Below are 17,536 nucleotides of genomic sequence, written 5' to 3'. Positions count from 1 at the left end.
CCAGTAAGCAGCATTAACAGCACTACTTGTATTTTTTGTGATCACAAAATAGAGTGAAGAAAAAACAACAGGTATCCGACATGACCGCCAGTGGTATTTCCCAAGCCGCCGTAGACACCTTCGTCGAGCGCGAGCGTCAGCGTTTCCTTGAGCGCAACCCTAAATCCGTCGAACTGGCCGAACGCGCCCGTAACTCGTTGTATGGCGGCGTGCCGATGCACTGGATGGCCGACTGGTCGACCCCAGTCCCTCTATTCGTCGAGCGCGCCAAAGGCGCACGCTTTTATGACGTAGACGGCCACGAGTACATCGACTTCTGCCTGGGCGATACCGGCACCATGTTCGGCCACTCGCCTGACCCAATCGCCAAAGCCATCGCCGAGCAAGGCAACAACGGCCTGACCACCATGCTGCCGGGCGAAGATGCTGTGGTTTGCGGTGAACTGCTGGCCCAGCGCTTCGGCCTGCCCTTCTGGCAAGTAACTGCCACCGCCACCGACTCCAACCGCTACGTGCTGCGCTGGGCGCGGGAGATTACCCAACGCAAAACTCTGCTGGTATTTGATGGCTGCTACCACGGCACCGTGGATGATGTGATGGTGCGCTACCGCGACGGCGAGACCGTGCCGCGTAGTGGCTTGGTCGGCCAGGCCTATGACCTGACCCAATACAGCCGCTCAATCCCGTTCAACGACGTTGAAGCACTGGAAGCCGCACTGGCTAAAGGCGACGTCTGCGCCCTGCTGTGCGAGCCGGCCATGACCAACATCGGCATGGTGCTGCCGGAGCCGGGCTTTATGCAGAAGTGCCGCGAGCTGACGCGTAAATACGGCAGCCTGCTGATCATCGACGAAACCCACACCATCTCCACCGATATCGGCGGCTGCACCAAACTGTGGAACCTGCAGCCGGACTTCTTCGTCGTCGGCAAACCAATCGCCGGTGGTGTGCCATGTGGCATCTTCGGTTGCAGCGCAGAAATGGCCGAAGCCATGACTGCAGCGCGCAAACGCGCCAGCGAGAACAGCCACGGTCACGGCCACAGCGGCATGGGCACCACGCTGTCCGCCAACGCCCTGGCCATGCACTGCATGCGCGCCAACCTGGAGCAGGTGATGACGCAGGCGGCTTACGACCACATGCTGCCGCTAGCCAAGCGTCTGGCCGATGGCTTCCGCCGGTTGATCTTGAATCACGACCTGCGCTGGTCGGTGACCGAACTGGGCGCGCGCAGCGAATTCCAGTTCTGCCCAGTATCGCCAAAGACCGGTGCAGAAGCCGAAGCGGCGTTCCACGACGAACTGCAAATGGCCCTGCACCTGTACCTGATCAACCGCGGCATTCTGATCACTCCATTCCACAACATGACCCTGTGCTGCCCGAGCACCACAGCCGATGATGTGGATAAGCTGATCAACACCCTGGATGAAGCGCTGCGCGAATTGCTGGCCATTCCTGGCGCTCGGGAATAAGCGTCGCACCTTGGTGGATGGCTTTGTCCATCCACCCTACAAAGGCACGCGCCACAATTTCGTAGGGTGGATAAGCGCAAAGCGTTATCCACCACTGTGACGCCACTCAATCACTGGCAACCCGCCAAACGAGAGACCGCATCATGCAATTCGCCGATATTCAGGAAGCCCGCGACTTCCTCGCCAAACACCCTGAGGTGCGCAGCATCGAGCTGATGCTGATCGACGCCAACGGCATCCCCCGCGGCAAGCTGCTGCACCGTGACGAGCTGCTGGCCATTTACGAAAACGGCCGCCCGCTACCCAGCTCAATTCTGGCCCTGACCATGCAGGGCGAAGACGTTGAAGAAAGCGGTTTGGTCTGGGAAGTGGCCGACGCCGACTGCTGGACCTATCCCCTGCCCGGCAGCCTGACCCTGCAACCCTGGCGCAACACGCCCACCGGCCAATTGCAGGTGAGCATGCACCCCGAGCAAGGCCTGCCTGCAGCCGTAGCGGACCCACGCCATGTGCTGATCCGCGCCATCGACCGGCTCAAGGCCGACGGCTACCACCCGGTGATGGCGGTGGAGCTGGAGTTCTACCTGCTGGATAAAAACCGCGACGCCAACGGCCGCCCACAGCCTGCTGTGCAGTGCAACGGCGTGCGCCCGCAGGCACCGCAGGTGTACGGCGTGTATGAGCTGGAACAGGTGCAACCGTTCCTCGACGACCTCTACGCAGCCTGCGAAGCGCAGGGCCTGCCGGTACGTACGGCGATTTCCGAATACGCGCCGGGTCAGTTGGAGCTGACTCTGGAACACCGCTTCGATGCGCTGCAGGCGGTGGACGAAGGCATCCGCTACAAGCGCCTGGTCAAAGGCGTGGCCAACAAACACGGCCTGCAAGCCTGCTTTATGGCCAAGCCGTTCGGCGATCTGGCCGGCAGCGGCCTGCATATGCACGTCAGCCTGGCCGATGCCGCAGGCAACAACCTGATGGCCAGCGAAGACCCTCACGGCACACCGCTGCTGCGTCACGCCATCGGCGGCATGATGGCCACGCTCAACGACGCACTGGCGATCTTCTGCCCTAACGCCAACTCCTTCCGCCGCTTCCAGGCCAACAGCTACGCGCCGCTGGCCAAGAGCTGGGGCGTCAACAACCGCACCGTGTCGTTCCGCGTACCGGGCGGTCCGGCCAAGAGCCGTCATGTGGAACACCGCATCTGCGGCGCGGACGCCAACCCGTATCTGGCGGCTGCGGCGATCCTGTCCGGCATCCATCACGGCATTAAAAACCAGATTGATCCGGGCGAGCCGATTGTCGGCAACGGCTACGAGCAGGCACGGGAAACCCTGCCGACCGACTGGCTCACTGCACTGCGCGCACTGGAGCAATCGGGCTGGGCCAAAGAGGCGCTGGGCGAGGAGTTCCTCAAGGTCTTCCTGTCGATCAAATGGGCCGAGTTCCGCCAGTTTATGGGCGAAGTTGGCGAACAAGACTGGCGCTGGTACCTGCATCACGCCTGATCACGCCTCTCTAACAGGCCTGAACGGAGATCACAGAAACCCTGTGCCTCCGGCCAGGTCGGTTATTCCCGATTACGTCGATAGACAAAGCGCACGGGCCATTTTCCTCCACAACCGGTAATGTATAGGCTTTCAACGCGATATACGGAAACCCGGTTTATGGAACCCTTTAGCAGCCAACTGTCGATGAGCGTATTGATGACACCGGACATGGCCAATTTCTCTGGCAAGGTTCACGGTGGCACTCTGCTCAAGTATCTCGATGAAGTGGCTTATGCCTGCGCTAGCCGTTACGCAGGCCGCTACGTTGTAACGCTGTCAGTGGATCAAGTGATCTTCCGCGAGCCGGTTCATGTCGGTGAGCTGGTGACCTTTCTCGCTTCGGTCAACTACACCGGGCGCACGTCCATGGAAATCGGCATCAAAGTGGTCACGGAAAACATCCGCGAGCGCTCAGTACGCCACAGCAACAGCTGCTTCTTCACCATGGTGGCGCTGGATGATGAGGGTAAACCGGCCCCAGTACCGCAGCTGGTTCCAGACACCCCCGATGGTATTCGCCGACAGAATCAGGCCATTCAACGCCGCAAAATCCGTGCTGAACTGCAAGAGCGCTACAAGTCGTTAGACTGATTAGTAACGCGTTGCGCACTAAACTGAACGCACTCGCCACACCACGCTCCCGGAGCCATCATGTTCGACCTGTTCGATATGTTCCTTGTGATGCTGTTCACTGCGTTCTGCGCATGGCTCTGGCACGCCCACGGCTTGCGTGAGCGCGCTCTGGAGTTGGTCAAACACCACTGTGCGCGAGTGGATGTGGAACTACTCGATGGCAACGTCGCGCTGCGCCGCATAGGGTTTGAGGCGGACAGCAAGGGGCGCAAGCGTCTGGCGCGGGTGTATGGCTTTGAGTTCACCGTCACCGGGGAGCAGCGTCACGCGGGCAGCATCATCATGTTTGGCCGCCACCTGGGCCGTATTGAACTAGCCCCACACCCGATGCGCGAGCCGGTTGTGGAAGACAGCAACGTGATTGAGCTGGCCAAATGGCGCGAAAGTCATCGTGCCGATCAGCGCAACATCTCCAATCACTAAGCGTCAGAGTAGCCCCAGGCTCTTCAGGCTGGCTTTACCTAACTCGATCCGCTTGCCCGCATCCTTGATATCAACCATCGGCATGTTCAGGGCGAAGGTGTAATAGCGCCCATCCTGCTCAACCCAGCCGACCCACCAGCCGATGCCGGGCTTGCTCGCAGTGCTCCAGCCGGTCTTGGCGTACAAACGCCAATTGGGGCCTTCTTCGAGCAGGCTGATTTCCCGCACCGAGGCTTGGACCTGCGAGCTAAAGGGCAGCTTGTCCTGCACCAGACGCTCAAGAAACTCCGTCTGTTCGATGGCGCTGATCATCAGCGGACCGTCCAGCCAGAAGGTGTCGACCTGATCACCCACCTCGGCGTTGCCATAGTTCAGCGCCACGACCTGGTCCTGCATGCGTTTGAGCCCAACGCGACGGGCCAATACCTGATAAACCGGATAATTGGAGACTTTGAATGCCTCGCGCAGACTCATGTCGTGTTCCCAGCTTTTGAGGTACTTCGGCTTACCGTCCCAGGGAAACACTTCATCCACGCTGCTGACTGCCCCAGTGCCGATGCCGATCAGCGAGTTGGGGATTTTGAAGGTGGAAGCCGGGTAAAAGCGGGTTTGCGCGCGGGTTTGGTTATAGCCCTGGAGCTGATCGCTGCCGACTTCATGCAGCACAAACGTCCCGTCCACACCGGCCTGTTTAAACAGTGCGCCGACGGCGGGGTTCTCCAGCCATTCCTGCGCATGAACCTGTGCCGCCAGCATTAGCAAGGTCGCGAGTAGTAAGCGTTTCATAGCCGTTACCCCGTAGATAAATCTGTTGGAGCAGATTGTGTCACGAGGGTTCCATAATCGCTGTGACGCTTGCCACTCAGCAGGAGAAACGCCCGGACCCGTTCGGCGCTGTCGGCGGGCAGCTCCTGCATAAAGCAGTGCCCGCCCGGCACAATGCGGGCACTGGCGTGGGGATTGGCAGCAGTCCAGCGCACAGCCGACTGCGCGACAAACGGGAAGGTACGCTGACCGTACAAGAGCAGCGTCGGTGTGGTGATCTTGCTCAATGAAGGCCACAAACGACGCGGATAGGAGCTGAAAATGTCAGCTTCGCGGCTCGGCCTGCAGCACAGCTCGACGCCTTTTTCGGTCTCACGCAGGGCGTGCTGGATGTAGGCGTCAAACGCTGCCTCATCCCAGCCGCGGAACATGCCACGACCATGCAGCGCGGCATACGCTGCCTCCCGGTCCGGCCACTGGCTGCGACGGCTGCGGGCTTTGCTGGCCATGGTATTGCGACGGCTCAGGCCGACCACATCGGACACCGCCATAACGCCGATCATCGCCCGGCTGAACAGCACTGGGTCTAGCAGCACCGCTCGCTGAAACAACTCAGGATGGCGAGCCAGAATCAGGCTGGTGAGTACACCGCCAAAGCTGTGGCCAACGGCGAACGCCGGTACATCACCAAAGCGGCTGCGGCCTGCGCTGAAGGCTTCTACAGCCATTTCCGCATTGCGGTTCCAACCGTGGAAACGTCCACCGTGATCCGTCTCACCGTGGCCCTGCACATCACACAGCCAGAGGTCGAAATCCTCCGCCAGGAGTTTGAGCATTGGCGTGTAAACCCGGCCGCAGTAACCATTGCCATGGAGAAAATGCAGAACAGGCTTACCGCTTGGAGGCGTATGCCAGCCGCGCAGGGTGAAGCCAGCGGAACAGGAGTGGGACCAAGCGTGCAAATCCATCGGAAAACCTAGAACAGTGGGCCAGCGTTACGAAACGCACAGGCTATAGACGGCAAGCGTTGAACGCAGCCTGCAAAACTGCCACATCTTGCGCTTGAGTGAAAATCAGCTCCAGGCGCGAGTCCTTGCGCCACTCGCTGTTTTGCCAGTGCAGGGCCTGCCCGCTCAGGGCATTGGCCGACAGCCAGCCGGCGTTGGTCTGCAACACCAGCTTGGCGCGCTGCCACGGCAAACCGGTCAGCCAGTGCTGCACGCGCATCAGCTCAAACTGTTGTGACGGATGCCAGCGCCAGCCGATGCTCCAGCCTTCAGGCTGTTGCTGCACCTGACAGATCGGCTCATCGGCCTGCAACCAGAGCTGCGCCAACGGGGTTGGGCCATCGGGCAAACTGGGCGCTGCATCCACGGTTTGCGCCTGCGTGGCAATGCCCGGCAGTTGCTGCAGCTCCACACGGCCCTGAGTGGTCCAGTGCAAGGCTGTCTGCGGCAACTGTGCGGCGATCTTGGCGCGGGCGCTTTCATCCAGCTGCTCGGCTTTGTTCAGCACCAGCAAAGCGGCGCTGGCGAGCGTTTCCTGCTGGGCATCAGGCAGGCTCTGTCCTGCGGCAAGTGCTTGTGCATCGAGCACCATCAACAGCGGTTGCACCGCCAGTACATCCAGCCACGGCACATCACGCAGTTGCTCCTGCAATTGCAGCGGGTGACCAAGTCCGGAGGGCTCGATAAACAATCGGTGCGGCTTAGCTTTACGCAGCAGGCGGCCCAAGCCCACCTGAAACGGCACGCCATTGACGCAGCACAGGCAGCCACCGGCCACTTCGCCGAGGCTGATGCCGTCGTCATCGGTACTGAGCAGCGCCGCATCGAGCCCAACCAAGCCGAATTCGTTAATCAGCAAGGCCCAGCGCTCGTGGGCCGGGCGTTGTTTGAGCAGTTGCCGGATCAGGCTGGTCTTGCCTGCGCCGAGCGGTCCGGCAATCACATGGGTGGGGATTTGAGTCAGCATCGGCATCGACTGTGCAGGTGTCGGAAGGCTGCATTCTAACGCTGGATTGCCCGGGGAGTTTTGACGCATCATTTCGCGCTGGCTACCCCCATGATCCTGACTGCCAAGCCTGCCTAGGAGATGCCCATGCGAATTGCCCTGCTACTGACACTGCTGGCCTCATCTGGTCTGGCCTGGGGCGAAGCCTGCGTGGTGCATACCCAGGCGGAACGGCTGGATGTAAAAGTCTGCCAGCAAAACCGCAGCATCCCGCCGACGATGTTCCGCACCGGCTTCTGCACGCCGCAGCTCAAGGGCCAGAAAGTTGAAGTCGAGTTTGTCGAGCAATGCCCCATCGGTGCCTTTGGCGTGTGCCGCAATGCGGGCATTAGCGGTACGCCGTACAAGCAGGACATCCACTATTACGGTGTGGCCAGCGATGCCGCTTACCTCAAGCCCTACTGCGAGAAGCAGAGCCGGGGCGTGTGGATGGCGTATTAGGCCAGCCAGTCCAGGGTCAGCAGCAACCTGCGCGTTCCGGCGGGCGGCTGCGGCGAGCGGTGAATAATCCCCACGCCCTCGTTACCTACCCAGCGCTCCCCTTTGGCCAGCATCACATGGCCTGCTGCGGTTTTATTGATCAGCTCAGCATCCACCGGCTCGGCTGCGGGATTACCCAAACCACTGCGCGGCATAGCACCTTCGGCCAGCCACTCACTGCCAACGCCGGCGTAACTGCTGATCAGCCGCACCGGAACATGGTCAACATGGAAACGCGAGCACATGGCCTTATCCAGCGCTCGCAGGCGCAGGCCCACACGCCTGGCATCCAATAAAGAAGCATAGGCCCCAACCAGCCAGCTGAGGTCAGTGAGAAACGCGCCGTGACCCGGCAAATCGCTGTACTGAGGCAGCAAATCCGCGAGGCTTACCAATTGTTCCGGGTCGTCCAGCTCGATATGACGCGTCACCGACAAGGCATCGCCCTGCACCAGCAAGGCTTCAGCAAACTCACTGATGTGCACCGGCAGACGACGCTGCCAGATGGCCAGATTCACATCGTCACGCAGGATCTCAGCGAGCACATCCATTCGCTCACTGACAACTTGTTGCGGGCTCGGAACAAGCGCCTTCGCCAGCATCATGCAACGTCCTCCACGGTGATCCCGAACGGGTCTTCCAACTCAGTCCAGGCGCTGGGCCCGGCCCGCATTTCCAGATCGTCCAGCAGGCAGGCATCCAACTCCTCACGCAGTAACGCGAAGTCGATGTTCTGGCCGATGAAGACCAGCTCCTGACGGCAATCGCCTACCTGCTTGTCCCAGTTTTTCATGATCAGTTGCAGGCCTTCATCGTCCTGCGGCCACTGGCTCTGCGGTACGAAACGCCACCAACGCCCGGCGTGACCGTGACGCATCAGACCACCGGCTTGGGACCAACTGCCCGCGCTCTGGTACTGGCTGGCTAACCAGAAGAAGCCTTTGGAGCGCAGCAAGCGACCGTTACGCCACTCGCGGTTGATGAAGTTGAAGAAACGCTGCGGATGGAACGGCCGGCGTGCTTTGTAGACGGTGGAGGCAATGCCGTACTCCTCGGTTTCCGGGTTGTGCTCACCACGCAGTTCCTTGAGCCAGCCCGGTGCCTGGGCGGCACGCTCGAAGTCAAAGCGGCCGGTGTTGAGCACCTTATCCAACGCCACGTTGCCCATCACCATCGGCAGAATTTCCGCCTCGCTGTTGAGGCCACGCAGGATCGCCATCAGCTCTTCGCGCTCCTGAGCGCTGATCAGATCAGTCTTGCTGACCAGCAGCACATCAGCGAACTCGACCTGCTCAATCAGCAGATCGCTGATGGCGCGCTCGTCTTCTTCGCCCAGACTTTCGCCACGGCTGGCCAGGCTTTCCGCAGCCTGGAAGTCAGCCAGGAAATTCACGCCATCTACCACCGTGACCATGGTGTCCAGCCGCGCCAGATCAGACAGACTGCGGCCCTGCTCATCGCGGAAGGTGAAGGTTTCCGCTACTTGCAGCGGTTCGGAGATGCCGGTGGATTCGATCAGCAGGTAATCGAAGCGACCCTCTTCTGCCAGACGTGCCACTTCGATCAGCAAGTCTTCGCGCAGGGTGCAGCAGATACAGCCGTTACTCATTTCCACCAGCTTTTCTTCGGAGCGGCTGAGGCTGACATCACGCTGCACTTCGCTGCCGTCGATGTTGATCTCACTCATATCGTTGACGATCACCGCGACTTTAAGACCGTCGCGGTTTTTCAGGATGGCATTAAGCAGCGTGCTTTTACCTGCGCCGAGAAAGCCTGAGAGCAGGGTTACGGGGAGCGGACGGTTCATGTGCGGGTATTCCTCATCGGCGGCGCTGGAAGGTCGGCGAGCCTTCAGTCGCATCAGGATTTGTGTGTTCGGGATCACGATATTATTGTTATAACATAACAGTTAAGCAATCCAAGAGCCCGAATCCCGATGAACGCACCCGCCTTGCCTGACATAGCCACACAATCCAGCAGCCTCGAACACACCCTCGATTGGGTCGGCATGGAAGGAATTACTCTACCGGTCACACTAGCCGAGCAACCGATCAACGCCACCGTCGATGCTAGCGTCAGCCTGGACGATGGCAAAGCCCGTGGCATCCACATGTCACGGCTGTTTCTGGGGCTGCACACTCTGGAACAACGACCGCTAACGCTGGCTGCGCTAAAACAGGTGCTGAAAGGTTTTCTGGACAGCCATGCCGGCCTGTCTGAGCAGGCATATATCCGCCTGAGCGGCGAGGCGGTATTCAGCCGTCCGGCGCTGATTAGCGCTCTGTCAGGCTGGAAGAGTTACCCCTTCACCCTGCGTGCAAGCCAGTCAGCAAGGGGGTTCCACGTGGAACTACTGTTCAAACTGAGCTATTCGTCGACCTGCCCCTGCTCCGCCGCGCTGGCCCGCCAGCTGATTCAGCAGCAGTTCAGCAAGGACTTTGGCGAACGACCGCTGGACCACGAGCGCCTGCTGCAGTGGCTGGGCTCTAACGAAGGAATTGTCGCCACCCCACACAGCCAACGCAGTGAAGCGACCCTGCAGGTGCGCTTGCCTGAGGTAATGGACGAAATCCCGCTATTAGCCCTGATCGACCGCGCCGAACAAGCCCTCGGCACAGCGGTGCAGACCGCCGTAAAGCGTGCTGATGAGCAGGCCTTTGCGTTGGCCAACGGGCAAAACCTGATGTTCTGTGAGGACGCCGCCCGCCGCCTGCATCAGGCGCTGCTGACAGCACCTGAATACAGCGCCTTCAAAATTAAGGTGGTGCATGCCGAGAGCCTGCATGCGCACGATGCAGTAGCACAGAGCAGCCACAACTGGGGCCGCTGATTACCAGCCGCCACCGCCGCCACCGCCGCGTCCGCCACCGGATGAGCCGCCGCCACGGGAACCCCCGCCACCTGAGTTGCTCGGTGGTCTGGAAGACAGCGCAGCCGCGCTGAGCAGGCCACCACTGAGGGCACTGCTCAGCGCCGATGGAGACTCCAGCGGAATGCGTCCGCGATACCAGCTTGGACGGTAGGCGTTATGGTTGGGGCCCAGCAGGCCTTTGCTCAGGGCATTGCTGAAGCGCTCGGTCCATTTGTCCTCAACGCCCAGCGCCATGGCGTACGGCAGGTGCTGCTCGTACAGGGCAATGCTCATGGCCGGGACATTACCGGCCAGCTCCAGCAGCTCGCTTTCGCCAAGGCGCAGGTATTCGCGGTAGCCCTCCAACTTATCTAAAAGCACCCTAGCCTCTGGGCTCGGCGCGGGCAGGAGAAAACGATAAACCACAACCAGCAGCATGTAGCTGATCAGCAGCAAATTGATGGGCAAAGTTGCAGTTGTGAGCAAAATATACAGGCCAAGACATACAGGCCAGCCGAAAATCAAAGCAAGGATGGCCAACACGATACGATCACGCCAAGCGGCCGCATTCTTCGATGACACCATCAGTACCAGTGGAGCAGGAAGGAAAACACTGACGCAGACCAGTCCAATCATTGCCTCACTCACATCCAGTGCACCAGCGCTGAGAAACAGGGTGAGCAAACTGCCAACCGCAGCCCACACCACCCCCACCACCCACCGGCCCGTATTGGATTTGTACCACTTGGCGGCATGCTGGATTAAATGGCTCTTCAAACGGTCCAGCGCTACCTCCAGGCGCGGCACATGTGCTTTACCTATCGTCAACTGAGTCTCCGGCTTTTTGCCACCAAACAATGCGTTAAGCATTTGCTGGGAATAGTCTGGAAGGTCACTGGCCGCTTCGCCCGCAGTCAAGGTAAAGCGTTTCCCCTTGTTTTCCTCGCTCAGACTCAGCTGCTTGCTGATGGCCATTTCCGTCAGCCAGATGCTCATAGCTTTGGGGGCGGTGAACTGTTTACGGAAACCGCGAAACCAGAGATACCCGGCCATCACCGGGGCAATCCCCTGCGGCGGTTGGAACAGCGGCACCACCAAGCCCTTGTCCGGATCACGGCCTACACGCTTCCAGGTGCGGTGATAGAAGATGGCCAGGCCGAACAGAGCCAGCGCCCCGACAACCAACCCCAGGTTGCCCCGGAGTGAAAGCGTCAATGCCTCGGTTGATGAAGGCCGGGCAATCACACCCTGCGGCCAATCCAGAGCAATAGTCAGCCCCTGATAGGCCGCCAACGGCTGGGTGGTGCGCACACGCACGCGGTTGTCTTCACGCTCCAGTATTTCAAAAGCATCGCCTTTGTCCCCGGTGCTGCCAGTGTAGGCACTGAGGTTGTTGATCACCACGCCTTCCGGCAACAGCACTTCTGCTGAGACCTGCTCGATGGGGAAGCTCCACTCGTTACCAGTGACGTTCCAGTACAGCTCGTCAGTACCGGGGTGGAAGTACAACGCCTGCTCAACCTGATAATTCAGCTCGTAGGTGTACTCGCCAGGCGTCAGCTCCTGATCCGCCGAGCCGATATAAAAGCGTCGCCATGAGCCTGTGCGCTCACTGCGTACCGGCTCGCTCTGGCCATCACGGGCCACTGAAATCAGTGTCACCGGCGCACGGTGGATCAGCTCGCCACGCTCGGCATAGCTTTCCGGCACATCCCGGTAGATACCACGCTTGATCTGCCGACCCTCGGCCTGCACGCGGATGCGTTCGGTGATCAGCAGTTTGCCGTCTGCCTGCACCTGCAAAGTGACGTCGAAATCTTTGATGGTTTCCTCTGCGCTGGCCAGTAGCGGCAGGCACAGCAGACAGAAAGCGAGGCGGAGAAATATGGCGTGCATCTCACACCTCTACTTTCGGCGTGGCGGCCTGAGCCGGATCGCTGAGGCTGAAAAACTCCGCCTGCTTGAAGGCAAAGGCTTTAGCCAGCAGATTGCTCGGCACCGACTCGACCAGCACATTCAACTCACGCACAGCGCCGTTGTAATAACGCCGCGCCATCTGGATCTGGTCTTCCACCTCGACCAGATTGCGCTGCAGAGAGCGGAACTGCTCGTCGGCCTTTAACTCCGGGTAAGCCTCCACCAGCACCAACAGATTGCGCAGATCGCTGCCCAGATTGGATTCCACCGGCGCACGCTGTGGCGGTGTTGCACCGTCCAACTCAAGCGCCCGGCTGCGGGCAGCGACCACCGCCGTAAGTGTGCTGTTTTCATGTTTGATGTAGTGACGCACGCACTCCACCAGCGCCGGGATCAAGTCGGCGCGACGCTTGAGCTGCACATCAATGCCACTCCACGCCTCGGCCACCCGCACCCGGTTAAAGATCAGGCGGTTGTAGATCACGATGCCACCGACAACCAACCCCAGCGCCAGCAACAAACCTGCCCATAAGCCCCAATCCTGCATGGATACGTGTCCTTGTTGTTATGTACCGGTGTACGCAGATGGCACTGTCAGTCAGCACAATGGTCTTAACTGACCTGAATGCCCGCACAACACTATTCTTTACCTTGTACCCCACGCCAAGGAGGCTCCATGCAGATCGAAATAGTGGAAATCCGCGACCATCTGGCGCGCTTTCCTCCATTCGACAACCTGCCCGAAGACACCTTGAACAGCATTGCTGCTCAGGTCGAGGTCGCCTATTTCAAGGCGGGCACCGAGATTCTTGGATACGGTGCCGCAATTCACGATCTGCACTATCTGCGCAGCGGTGCTGTGGAAATCTACCGGCGCAGCGGCGAACTGTACAACCGCCTTAGTGAAGGGGACATCTTCGGCCAGGTCGGCCTGTTGCGCAGTAACAAGGTGCGCTTTCCGGCGACGGCCATTGAAGACAGCTTGGTGTATTTCATCCCCGAGGCCACCTTCACCCAGCTCTGCGAGCAGCACGACGGCTTTGCCGAGTTTGTTGAGGCCGACGGCCAGTCGCGGCTTAAGTCAGCGGTGAAGAATCAGAGCAAAGGCAGCGAGCTGACCCAGCTTAAAGTCCAATCTCTGATTTCCCGCCCGGCCGTTTGCGTGGCGCAAGACACGCCAGTGCAGCAGGCGGCGCAGGTGATGACCGAACAGAGCGTGTCCTCACTGGTGATTACTGACAGCGACGATGAAGCGGCGGGCATGGTCGGCATCCTCACCGATCGGGACCTGCGCACTCGCGTGCTGGCCGCCGGGCTCGACGGGCAGACGCCAGTCAGCGCCGTAATGACGCCCGAGCCGACCACCATCCGCGCCAGTGACAGCGTGTTCAGCGCCATGCTGTGCATGCTGCGTAACAACATCCACCACCTGCCGATCCTTCACCAACAGCGCACCGTGGGCCTGCTCAACCTCTCCGACATCATCCGCTACGAGTCGCAGAACAGCCTGTATCTGGTCAATGCCATCTTCAACCAGAGCAGTGTTGAAGGCTTGCAGAGTCTGGTCCCGGAGTTGCGCGGCAGCTTTGTGCGCATGGCCAGTGAGCTGGCCACTGCACATATGATCGGCAGCGCCATGTCGAGTATCGGCCGCGCCTTTACTCAGCGCTTGCTGGAGCTGGCCGAACAGGAATTTGGCGCACCGCCAGTGCCCTACTGCTTTATGGTGGCCGGCTCCATGGCGCGGGACGAACAACTGGTGGTCAGCGATCAGGACAACGCGTTGGTGCTCAGCGACCGCTACGATCCGTCGCTGCACGGCGAGTACTTCAGCAATCTGGCCGCATTCGTGTGCGACGGCCTCGCAGCCTGCGGTTACAGCTACTGCAAAGGCGGGATCATGGCCAGCAATCCACAATGGCGACAGCCGCTGCGGGTCTGGCGCGAGTTGTTTAGCCAATGGATTGAAAAGCCAGACGCCAAGTCGCTGCTCAACAGCAGCATTTTCTTCGATTTGGATGGCGTATTTGGCAAGACCCGCATGGTCGATCAGCTCAAAGCCCTGCTCGCCGACAAAGCCAGCCAGAGCCCCGCATTCCTCGCAGCCATGGCCCGCAACGCGCTGAATCGTACGCCACCGTTAGGCATTTTCCGCACCTTTGTGATGGAAACCGATGGCCGCCAGAAACATATCATCAACCTTAAAGGCCGCGGCACTGCGCCACTGACGGACCTGATCCGCGTGCACGCCCTGGCTTGCGGCAGCACTGCGCAAAATTCACTGGAGCGCCTCGACGACATCAGCAAGACCAAGCTGCTGCAGCCGGAGGCGCTGGAGCAGCTGCGCTATGCCCTGGAGTTCCTCAGCATGGTGCGCATCCGTCATCAGGCGCTGGATGTCAGCGAGGGACGCGAGCCGGATAACTACATCGAGCCGGAGAAAGTCTCCGCCGCCGAGCGCCACAACCTCAAAGAAGCCTTTCAGGTGCTCAACCGTGCGCAGAAATTCCTGCGCTTCCGCTACCCGGCGCACGCAGGGAAATGAGCATGCTCAGCCTGTTACGCCAGCCGACGCAAACACTGGACTGGTCAGAGCGCTTCAAGGCGCTGGCCGCCGGATGCAAAACGCCGCGCCTGCGCGCTTTTTATGAAGCAGGAGCTGTCGCTGCAGATACGCCGCTGGCGGAGGTCCCGCTATTGGCGCTGGATGTGGAAACCACCGGGCTGGACGCCAGCCGCGACGCCATCGTCAGCCTCGGTCTGGTGCCATTTAATCTGCAACGCATCCGCTGCGGTGAAGGCCGTTATTGGGTGGTTAAACCCGATACGGAGCTGAGCAGCGAGTCGGTGACCTTCCACCACATCACCCACAGCGATATCCGCCATGCCCCGCCACTGCCGGCGATCCTCGATGAGCTTTTAGACTATATGGCCGGGCGCGTGATGGTGGTGCATTACCGCACTATCGAGCGGCAGTTTTTGGATCAGGCTGCACGCCTGCATTTGGGCGAGGGTTGGCAGTTCCCGTTGATCGACACCATGCAGCTCGAGGCCATGCTCTATCCCAAGCGCCAGCCCAACTGGTTCGACCGTCTTTTGGGACGTAAGCCGGTCTCAATCCGTCTGGATGACAGCCGTAAGCGTTACCACTTACCGCCCTATATGGCTCACCACGCGCTGACAGATGCGCTGGCTACAGCTGAGTTGTTACAGGCGCAAGTAGCGACTCATTACTCAGTGCAAACTCCGGTCGGCCAACTCTGGAGTTGAGTCACGATGCACCCAAAACTCCAGCAATGCAGGGTGAACACTCCAAGCTTAAGTGCGACGCCGATGCCCCTTCAGAAGGGTGCGCGGAATTGCCGTGGAAGAGGTTGAGCGGCAAGGATGCCGCGAGAGATGCGATGGGCCAAGGATGGCCCTTCGCAGCGTGCCTCTGTAGCGGTGATTCCGGGCACGAACCCGCAGGGCCGGATGCAGGGGCAAGCGGTTTTGGCTACTTTTCCCAAGAGAAAAGTGGCTCGCCCGGAAAGGGCGAAACCCTTCTCAAGGTCTGGGCACTCCGGCCAAATGCCCACCTATCCGCTTTGGCTTGAGCGTGTTTAACGAGGCTCGCTCAATAGCCCCTTAACGATGGCAATACAGCCCACCAACAGCACCAGCGTAAACGGTAAGCCGGTCGACACCGCCATCGCCTGCAAGGCGATCAGCCCGCCACCGAGCAACAAGGCAATCGCAATCACCCCTTCGATGCTGGCCCAGAACACCCGCTGCACCACCGGCGCGTTGACCTTACCGCCTGCGGTGATGGTATCGATCACCAGCGAGCCGGAGTCAGATGATGTGATAAAGAACATCACCACCAGAATGATCGCCACAAACGAGGTAATCGCACTCAGCGGCATTTCGCTGAGCATGGCGAACAGCTTCAGCTCAAGCGCAGCGTCTGTAACGCCACTCAGGCCAGCGGCGGCTTGTTCAAATGCAGTGCTGCCAAAGGTGGTCATCCACAGCACCGACACCAGCGACGGCACCAGCAACACCGCAATCAGGAACTCACGGACACTGCGGCCACGGCTGACACGGGCGATAAACATGCCCACAAACGGCGACCAGCTGATCCACCAAGCCCAGTAGAAGGCAGTCCAACCCTGACTGAAGTTGGCATCCTCACGCCCGATCGGATTAGACAATGCCGGCAGGTAACTCAGGTAGGCGCCAAGGTTGTCCAGCACGCCTGAGAGGATCACCAGCGTCGGTCCGGCGATGATCACAAACGCCAACAGGGCAAAGGCCAGCCCGATGTTGATCTCGGAAAGAATGCGCACACCTTTATCCAGCCCGGCCACCACTGAGCCAAGCGCCACCAGCGTGATCACGATGATCAGGATGACCTTACTGGTGTCCGTGGCTTGAATCCCGAACAGTTGCTCAATCCCCGCGGCGGCCTGTTCAGCGCCGACACCCAATGACGTCACCAGACCAAACAACGTGGCGAACACCGCCAGAATGTCGATCACATGGCCCGGCCAGCCCCACACCCGCTCCCCGAGGATCGGATAGAAGATCGAACGGATCGCCAGCGGCAGGCCTTTGTTAAACGAGAAGATCGCCAGCGACAGCCCGACAATCGCGTAAATCGCCCACGGATGCAGGCCCCAATGGAAAATCGTGGCAGCCATGGCCAGGCGCTTGGCTTCGGCGACATCGCCCACGGCACCGCCCAGCGGTGCCCAGTCAGTGCGCACACCGTTCTCAACCGTTACCCCACCCAGCGCAGCGCTGTAGTGCGATACCGGCTCAGCCACACCATAGAACATCAGGCCAATGCCCATGCCGGCGGCAAACAGCATGGCGAACCAGCTCAGGTAATTGAAATCCGGCGTGGCATGGGTGCCACCGATACGTACCCGGCCCAGCGGGGACAGAATCAGGCCGAGGCAGACCAGTACGAAAATGTTCCCGGCGCTGATAAAGAACCAGGCCATGTGATGGGTGATCCAGTTGCGCAGCGCGCTGAACAGCGGCTCAACTTGGTTCTGCAAGGCCAGTGTCAGCAGCACAAACAGCAGCACCGTGAGCGCCGAGATGATGAAGACCTTGCCGTGAATGTCGAGATTGATCGAAAACTGGCCCTGAATATTGTCCTGCCCGATCACGTAATCCGTGTCGATCAGATTGGCCTTGCCGCTTGGTGCGGGGATGCCATCCAGAGTGTCCGTATTGGGTTTGGTTGTCGTGTCAGACGAAGGGATTTGCTCCATTGTTGAGTTGCTCCTTTAGCGTTGGCACGCAAAGCGCGCACGAGGACGGATTGCCCTACTCGTACAGCCCCTGCCAGCGCCGATCTGCACCCGACGTAAACAACCGGGCCTTCACCGCGAAAGCAGAAGCAAGAAAGTGATATCTACGGACAACATGCCGGCAAT

At 60.0% G+C, this 17,536-nt stretch carries 15 protein-coding genes and 1 pseudogene; 8 read left to right on the top strand and 8 right to left on the bottom strand.

Features of this window, described 5'->3' with window-relative positions:
* Positions 1-80: 80 nt before the first annotated feature.
* The 4 genes from AO726_RS07215 to AO726_RS07200 all read left to right on the top strand — a co-directional run bounded on the left by AO726_RS07215 (position 81) and on the right by AO726_RS07200 (position 4,081).
* Positions 81-1,472 carry an aspartate aminotransferase family protein gene (locus AO726_RS07215; protein ID WP_058067396.1) on the top strand — a complete coding sequence of 464 codons (1,392 nt, stop codon included), beginning with the start codon at positions 81-83 and terminating at the stop codon, positions 1,470-1,472.
* Positions 1,473-1,615: 143 nt separating this feature from the next.
* Entirely contained in the window at positions 1,616-2,983 is a 1,368-nt protein-coding gene (locus tag AO726_RS07210) for a glutamine synthetase family protein (RefSeq protein ID WP_058067395.1), read from the top strand.
* 159 nt (positions 2,984-3,142) lie between these two features.
* Entirely contained in the window at positions 3,143-3,616 is a 474-nt protein-coding gene (locus AO726_RS07205) for an acyl-CoA thioesterase (protein ID WP_058067394.1), read from the top strand.
* Between the two features lie 60 nt (positions 3,617-3,676).
* Positions 3,677-4,081: a DUF3301 domain-containing protein gene (locus tag AO726_RS07200; protein WP_058067393.1), complete on the top strand. Its 405-nt coding sequence runs from the start codon at positions 3,677-3,679 to the stop codon at positions 4,079-4,081.
* Between the two features lie 3 nt (positions 4,082-4,084).
* Here AO726_RS07200 and blaOXA read toward each other — a convergent pair whose 3' ends face one another.
* The 3 genes and pseudogenes from blaOXA to AO726_RS07185 all read right to left on the bottom strand — a co-directional run bounded on the left by blaOXA (position 4,085) and on the right by AO726_RS07185 (position 6,820).
* Positions 4,085-4,867, bottom strand: a complete 783-nt coding sequence (blaOXA, locus tag AO726_RS07195) for a class D beta-lactamase (RefSeq protein WP_058067392.1) — start codon at positions 4,865-4,867, stop codon at positions 4,085-4,087.
* A gap of 80 nt (positions 4,868-4,947) precedes the next feature.
* Positions 4,948-5,814: pseudogene (locus AO726_RS07190) on the bottom strand (alpha/beta fold hydrolase); the annotation flags it as partial.
* A gap of 43 nt (positions 5,815-5,857) precedes the next feature.
* Positions 5,858-6,820 (bottom strand): CobW family GTP-binding protein, encoded by a 963-nt coding sequence (locus tag AO726_RS07185; RefSeq protein ID WP_058067972.1) that lies wholly within the window; start codon positions 6,818-6,820, stop codon positions 5,858-5,860.
* A gap of 126 nt (positions 6,821-6,946) precedes the next feature.
* Here AO726_RS07185 and AO726_RS07180 point away from each other — a divergent pair, with 126 nt between their 5' ends.
* A complete protein-coding gene (locus AO726_RS07180; RefSeq protein WP_058067390.1) occupies positions 6,947-7,300 on the top strand; it encodes a hypothetical protein in 354 nt (117 codons plus the stop codon).
* Here the strand turns inward: AO726_RS07180 and AO726_RS07175 are convergent.
* Both AO726_RS07175 and zigA read right to left on the bottom strand, forming a co-directional pair.
* Positions 7,297-7,941 carry a DUF1826 domain-containing protein gene (locus AO726_RS07175; protein ID WP_058067971.1) on the bottom strand — a complete coding sequence of 215 codons (645 nt, stop codon included), beginning with the start codon at positions 7,939-7,941 and terminating at the stop codon, positions 7,297-7,299. The genes AO726_RS07180 and AO726_RS07175 overlap by 4 nt on opposite strands.
* The gene (gene zigA, locus AO726_RS07170) at positions 7,941-9,146 is read right to left on the bottom strand and encodes a zinc metallochaperone GTPase ZigA (RefSeq protein ID WP_058067389.1); all 1,206 of its coding nucleotides are present in this window, start codon (positions 9,144-9,146) and stop codon (positions 7,941-7,943) included. The genes AO726_RS07175 and zigA overlap by 1 nt, the downstream gene beginning before the upstream one ends.
* A 129-nt stretch (positions 9,147-9,275) precedes the next feature.
* Here zigA and folE2 point away from each other — a divergent pair, with 129 nt between their 5' ends.
* A complete protein-coding gene (gene folE2, locus AO726_RS07165; protein ID WP_058067388.1) occupies positions 9,276-10,169 on the top strand; it encodes a GTP cyclohydrolase FolE2 in 894 nt (297 codons plus the stop codon).
* On the opposite strand, the gene AO726_RS07160 is transcribed toward folE2, so the two are convergent.
* Both AO726_RS07160 and AO726_RS07155 read right to left on the bottom strand, forming a co-directional pair.
* Positions 10,170-12,086 carry a DUF2207 domain-containing protein gene (locus AO726_RS07160; RefSeq protein ID WP_058067387.1) on the bottom strand — a complete coding sequence of 639 codons (1,917 nt, stop codon included), beginning with the start codon at positions 12,084-12,086 and terminating at the stop codon, positions 10,170-10,172.
* 1 nt (position 12,087) lies between these two features.
* On the bottom strand, positions 12,088-12,654 hold the full coding sequence (locus AO726_RS07155; protein WP_058067386.1) for a LemA family protein: 567 nt from the start codon (positions 12,652-12,654) through the stop codon (positions 12,088-12,090).
* Between the two features lie 129 nt (positions 12,655-12,783).
* Between AO726_RS07155 and AO726_RS07150 the strand changes: the two genes are divergently transcribed.
* Both AO726_RS07150 and AO726_RS07145 read left to right on the top strand, forming a co-directional pair.
* Entirely contained in the window at positions 12,784-14,652 is a 1,869-nt protein-coding gene (locus AO726_RS07150) for a DUF294 nucleotidyltransferase-like domain-containing protein (RefSeq protein WP_058067385.1), read from the top strand.
* Between the two features lie 2 nt (positions 14,653-14,654).
* Complete coding sequence (locus AO726_RS07145; protein ID WP_058067384.1) at positions 14,655-15,377, top strand: 3'-5' exonuclease; 723 nt, start codon at positions 14,655-14,657, stop codon at positions 15,375-15,377.
* Between the two features lie 332 nt (positions 15,378-15,709).
* Here AO726_RS07145 and AO726_RS07135 read toward each other — a convergent pair whose 3' ends face one another.
* Entirely contained in the window at positions 15,710-17,371 is a 1,662-nt protein-coding gene (locus AO726_RS07135) for a BCCT family transporter (RefSeq protein WP_058067382.1), read from the bottom strand.
* Between the last annotated feature and the right edge of the window lie 165 nt (positions 17,372-17,536).

This window comes from Pseudomonas sp. TTU2014-080ASC (assembly GCF_001446935.1).
Taxonomy (GTDB): domain Bacteria; phylum Pseudomonadota; class Gammaproteobacteria; order Pseudomonadales; family Pseudomonadaceae; genus Aquipseudomonas.
The sequence above is the reverse complement of the archived record's forward strand: the minus strand, read 5'-3'. Positions and strand labels throughout refer to the sequence as shown.

Bases quoted from the DNA above. Each gene is read 5' to 3' on its own strand.
- AO726_RS07150 (WP_058067385.1), top strand. From the start codon at position 12,784: ATGCAGATCGAAATAGTGGAAATCCGCGACCATCTGGCGCGCTTTCCT.
- zigA (WP_058067389.1), bottom strand. From the start codon at position 9,146: ATGAACCGTCCGCTCCCCGTAACCCTGCTCTCAGGCTTTCTCGGCGCA.
- AO726_RS07155 (WP_058067386.1), bottom strand. From the start codon at position 12,654: ATGCAGGATTGGGGCTTATGGGCAGGTTTGTTGCTGGCGCTGGGGTTG.
- AO726_RS07160 (WP_058067387.1), bottom strand. From the start codon at position 12,086: ATGCACGCCATATTTCTCCGCCTCGCTTTCTGTCTGCTGTGCCTGCCG.
- AO726_RS07175 (WP_058067971.1), bottom strand. From the start codon at position 7,941: ATGCTGGCGAAGGCGCTTGTTCCGAGCCCGCAACAAGTTGTCAGTGAG.
- AO726_RS07210 (WP_058067395.1), top strand. From the start codon at position 1,616: ATGCAATTCGCCGATATTCAGGAAGCCCGCGACTTCCTCGCCAAACAC.
- AO726_RS07185 (WP_058067972.1), bottom strand. From the start codon at position 6,820: ATGCTGACTCAAATCCCCACCCATGTGATTGCCGGACCGCTCGGCGCA.
- AO726_RS07215 (WP_058067396.1), top strand. From the start codon at position 81: ATGACCGCCAGTGGTATTTCCCAAGCCGCCGTAGACACCTTCGTCGAG.
- AO726_RS07200 (WP_058067393.1), top strand. From the start codon at position 3,677: ATGTTCGACCTGTTCGATATGTTCCTTGTGATGCTGTTCACTGCGTTC.
- AO726_RS07135 (WP_058067382.1), bottom strand. From the start codon at position 17,371: ATGGAGCAAATCCCTTCGTCTGACACGACAACCAAACCCAATACGGAC.
- blaOXA (WP_058067392.1), bottom strand. From the start codon at position 4,867: ATGAAACGCTTACTACTCGCGACCTTGCTAATGCTGGCGGCACAGGTT.
- folE2 (WP_058067388.1), top strand. From the start codon at position 9,276: ATGAACGCACCCGCCTTGCCTGACATAGCCACACAATCCAGCAGCCTC.
- AO726_RS07205 (WP_058067394.1), top strand. From the start codon at position 3,143: ATGGAACCCTTTAGCAGCCAACTGTCGATGAGCGTATTGATGACACCG.
- AO726_RS07180 (WP_058067390.1), top strand. From the start codon at position 6,947: ATGCGAATTGCCCTGCTACTGACACTGCTGGCCTCATCTGGTCTGGCC.
- AO726_RS07145 (WP_058067384.1), top strand. From the start codon at position 14,655: ATGCTCAGCCTGTTACGCCAGCCGACGCAAACACTGGACTGGTCAGAG.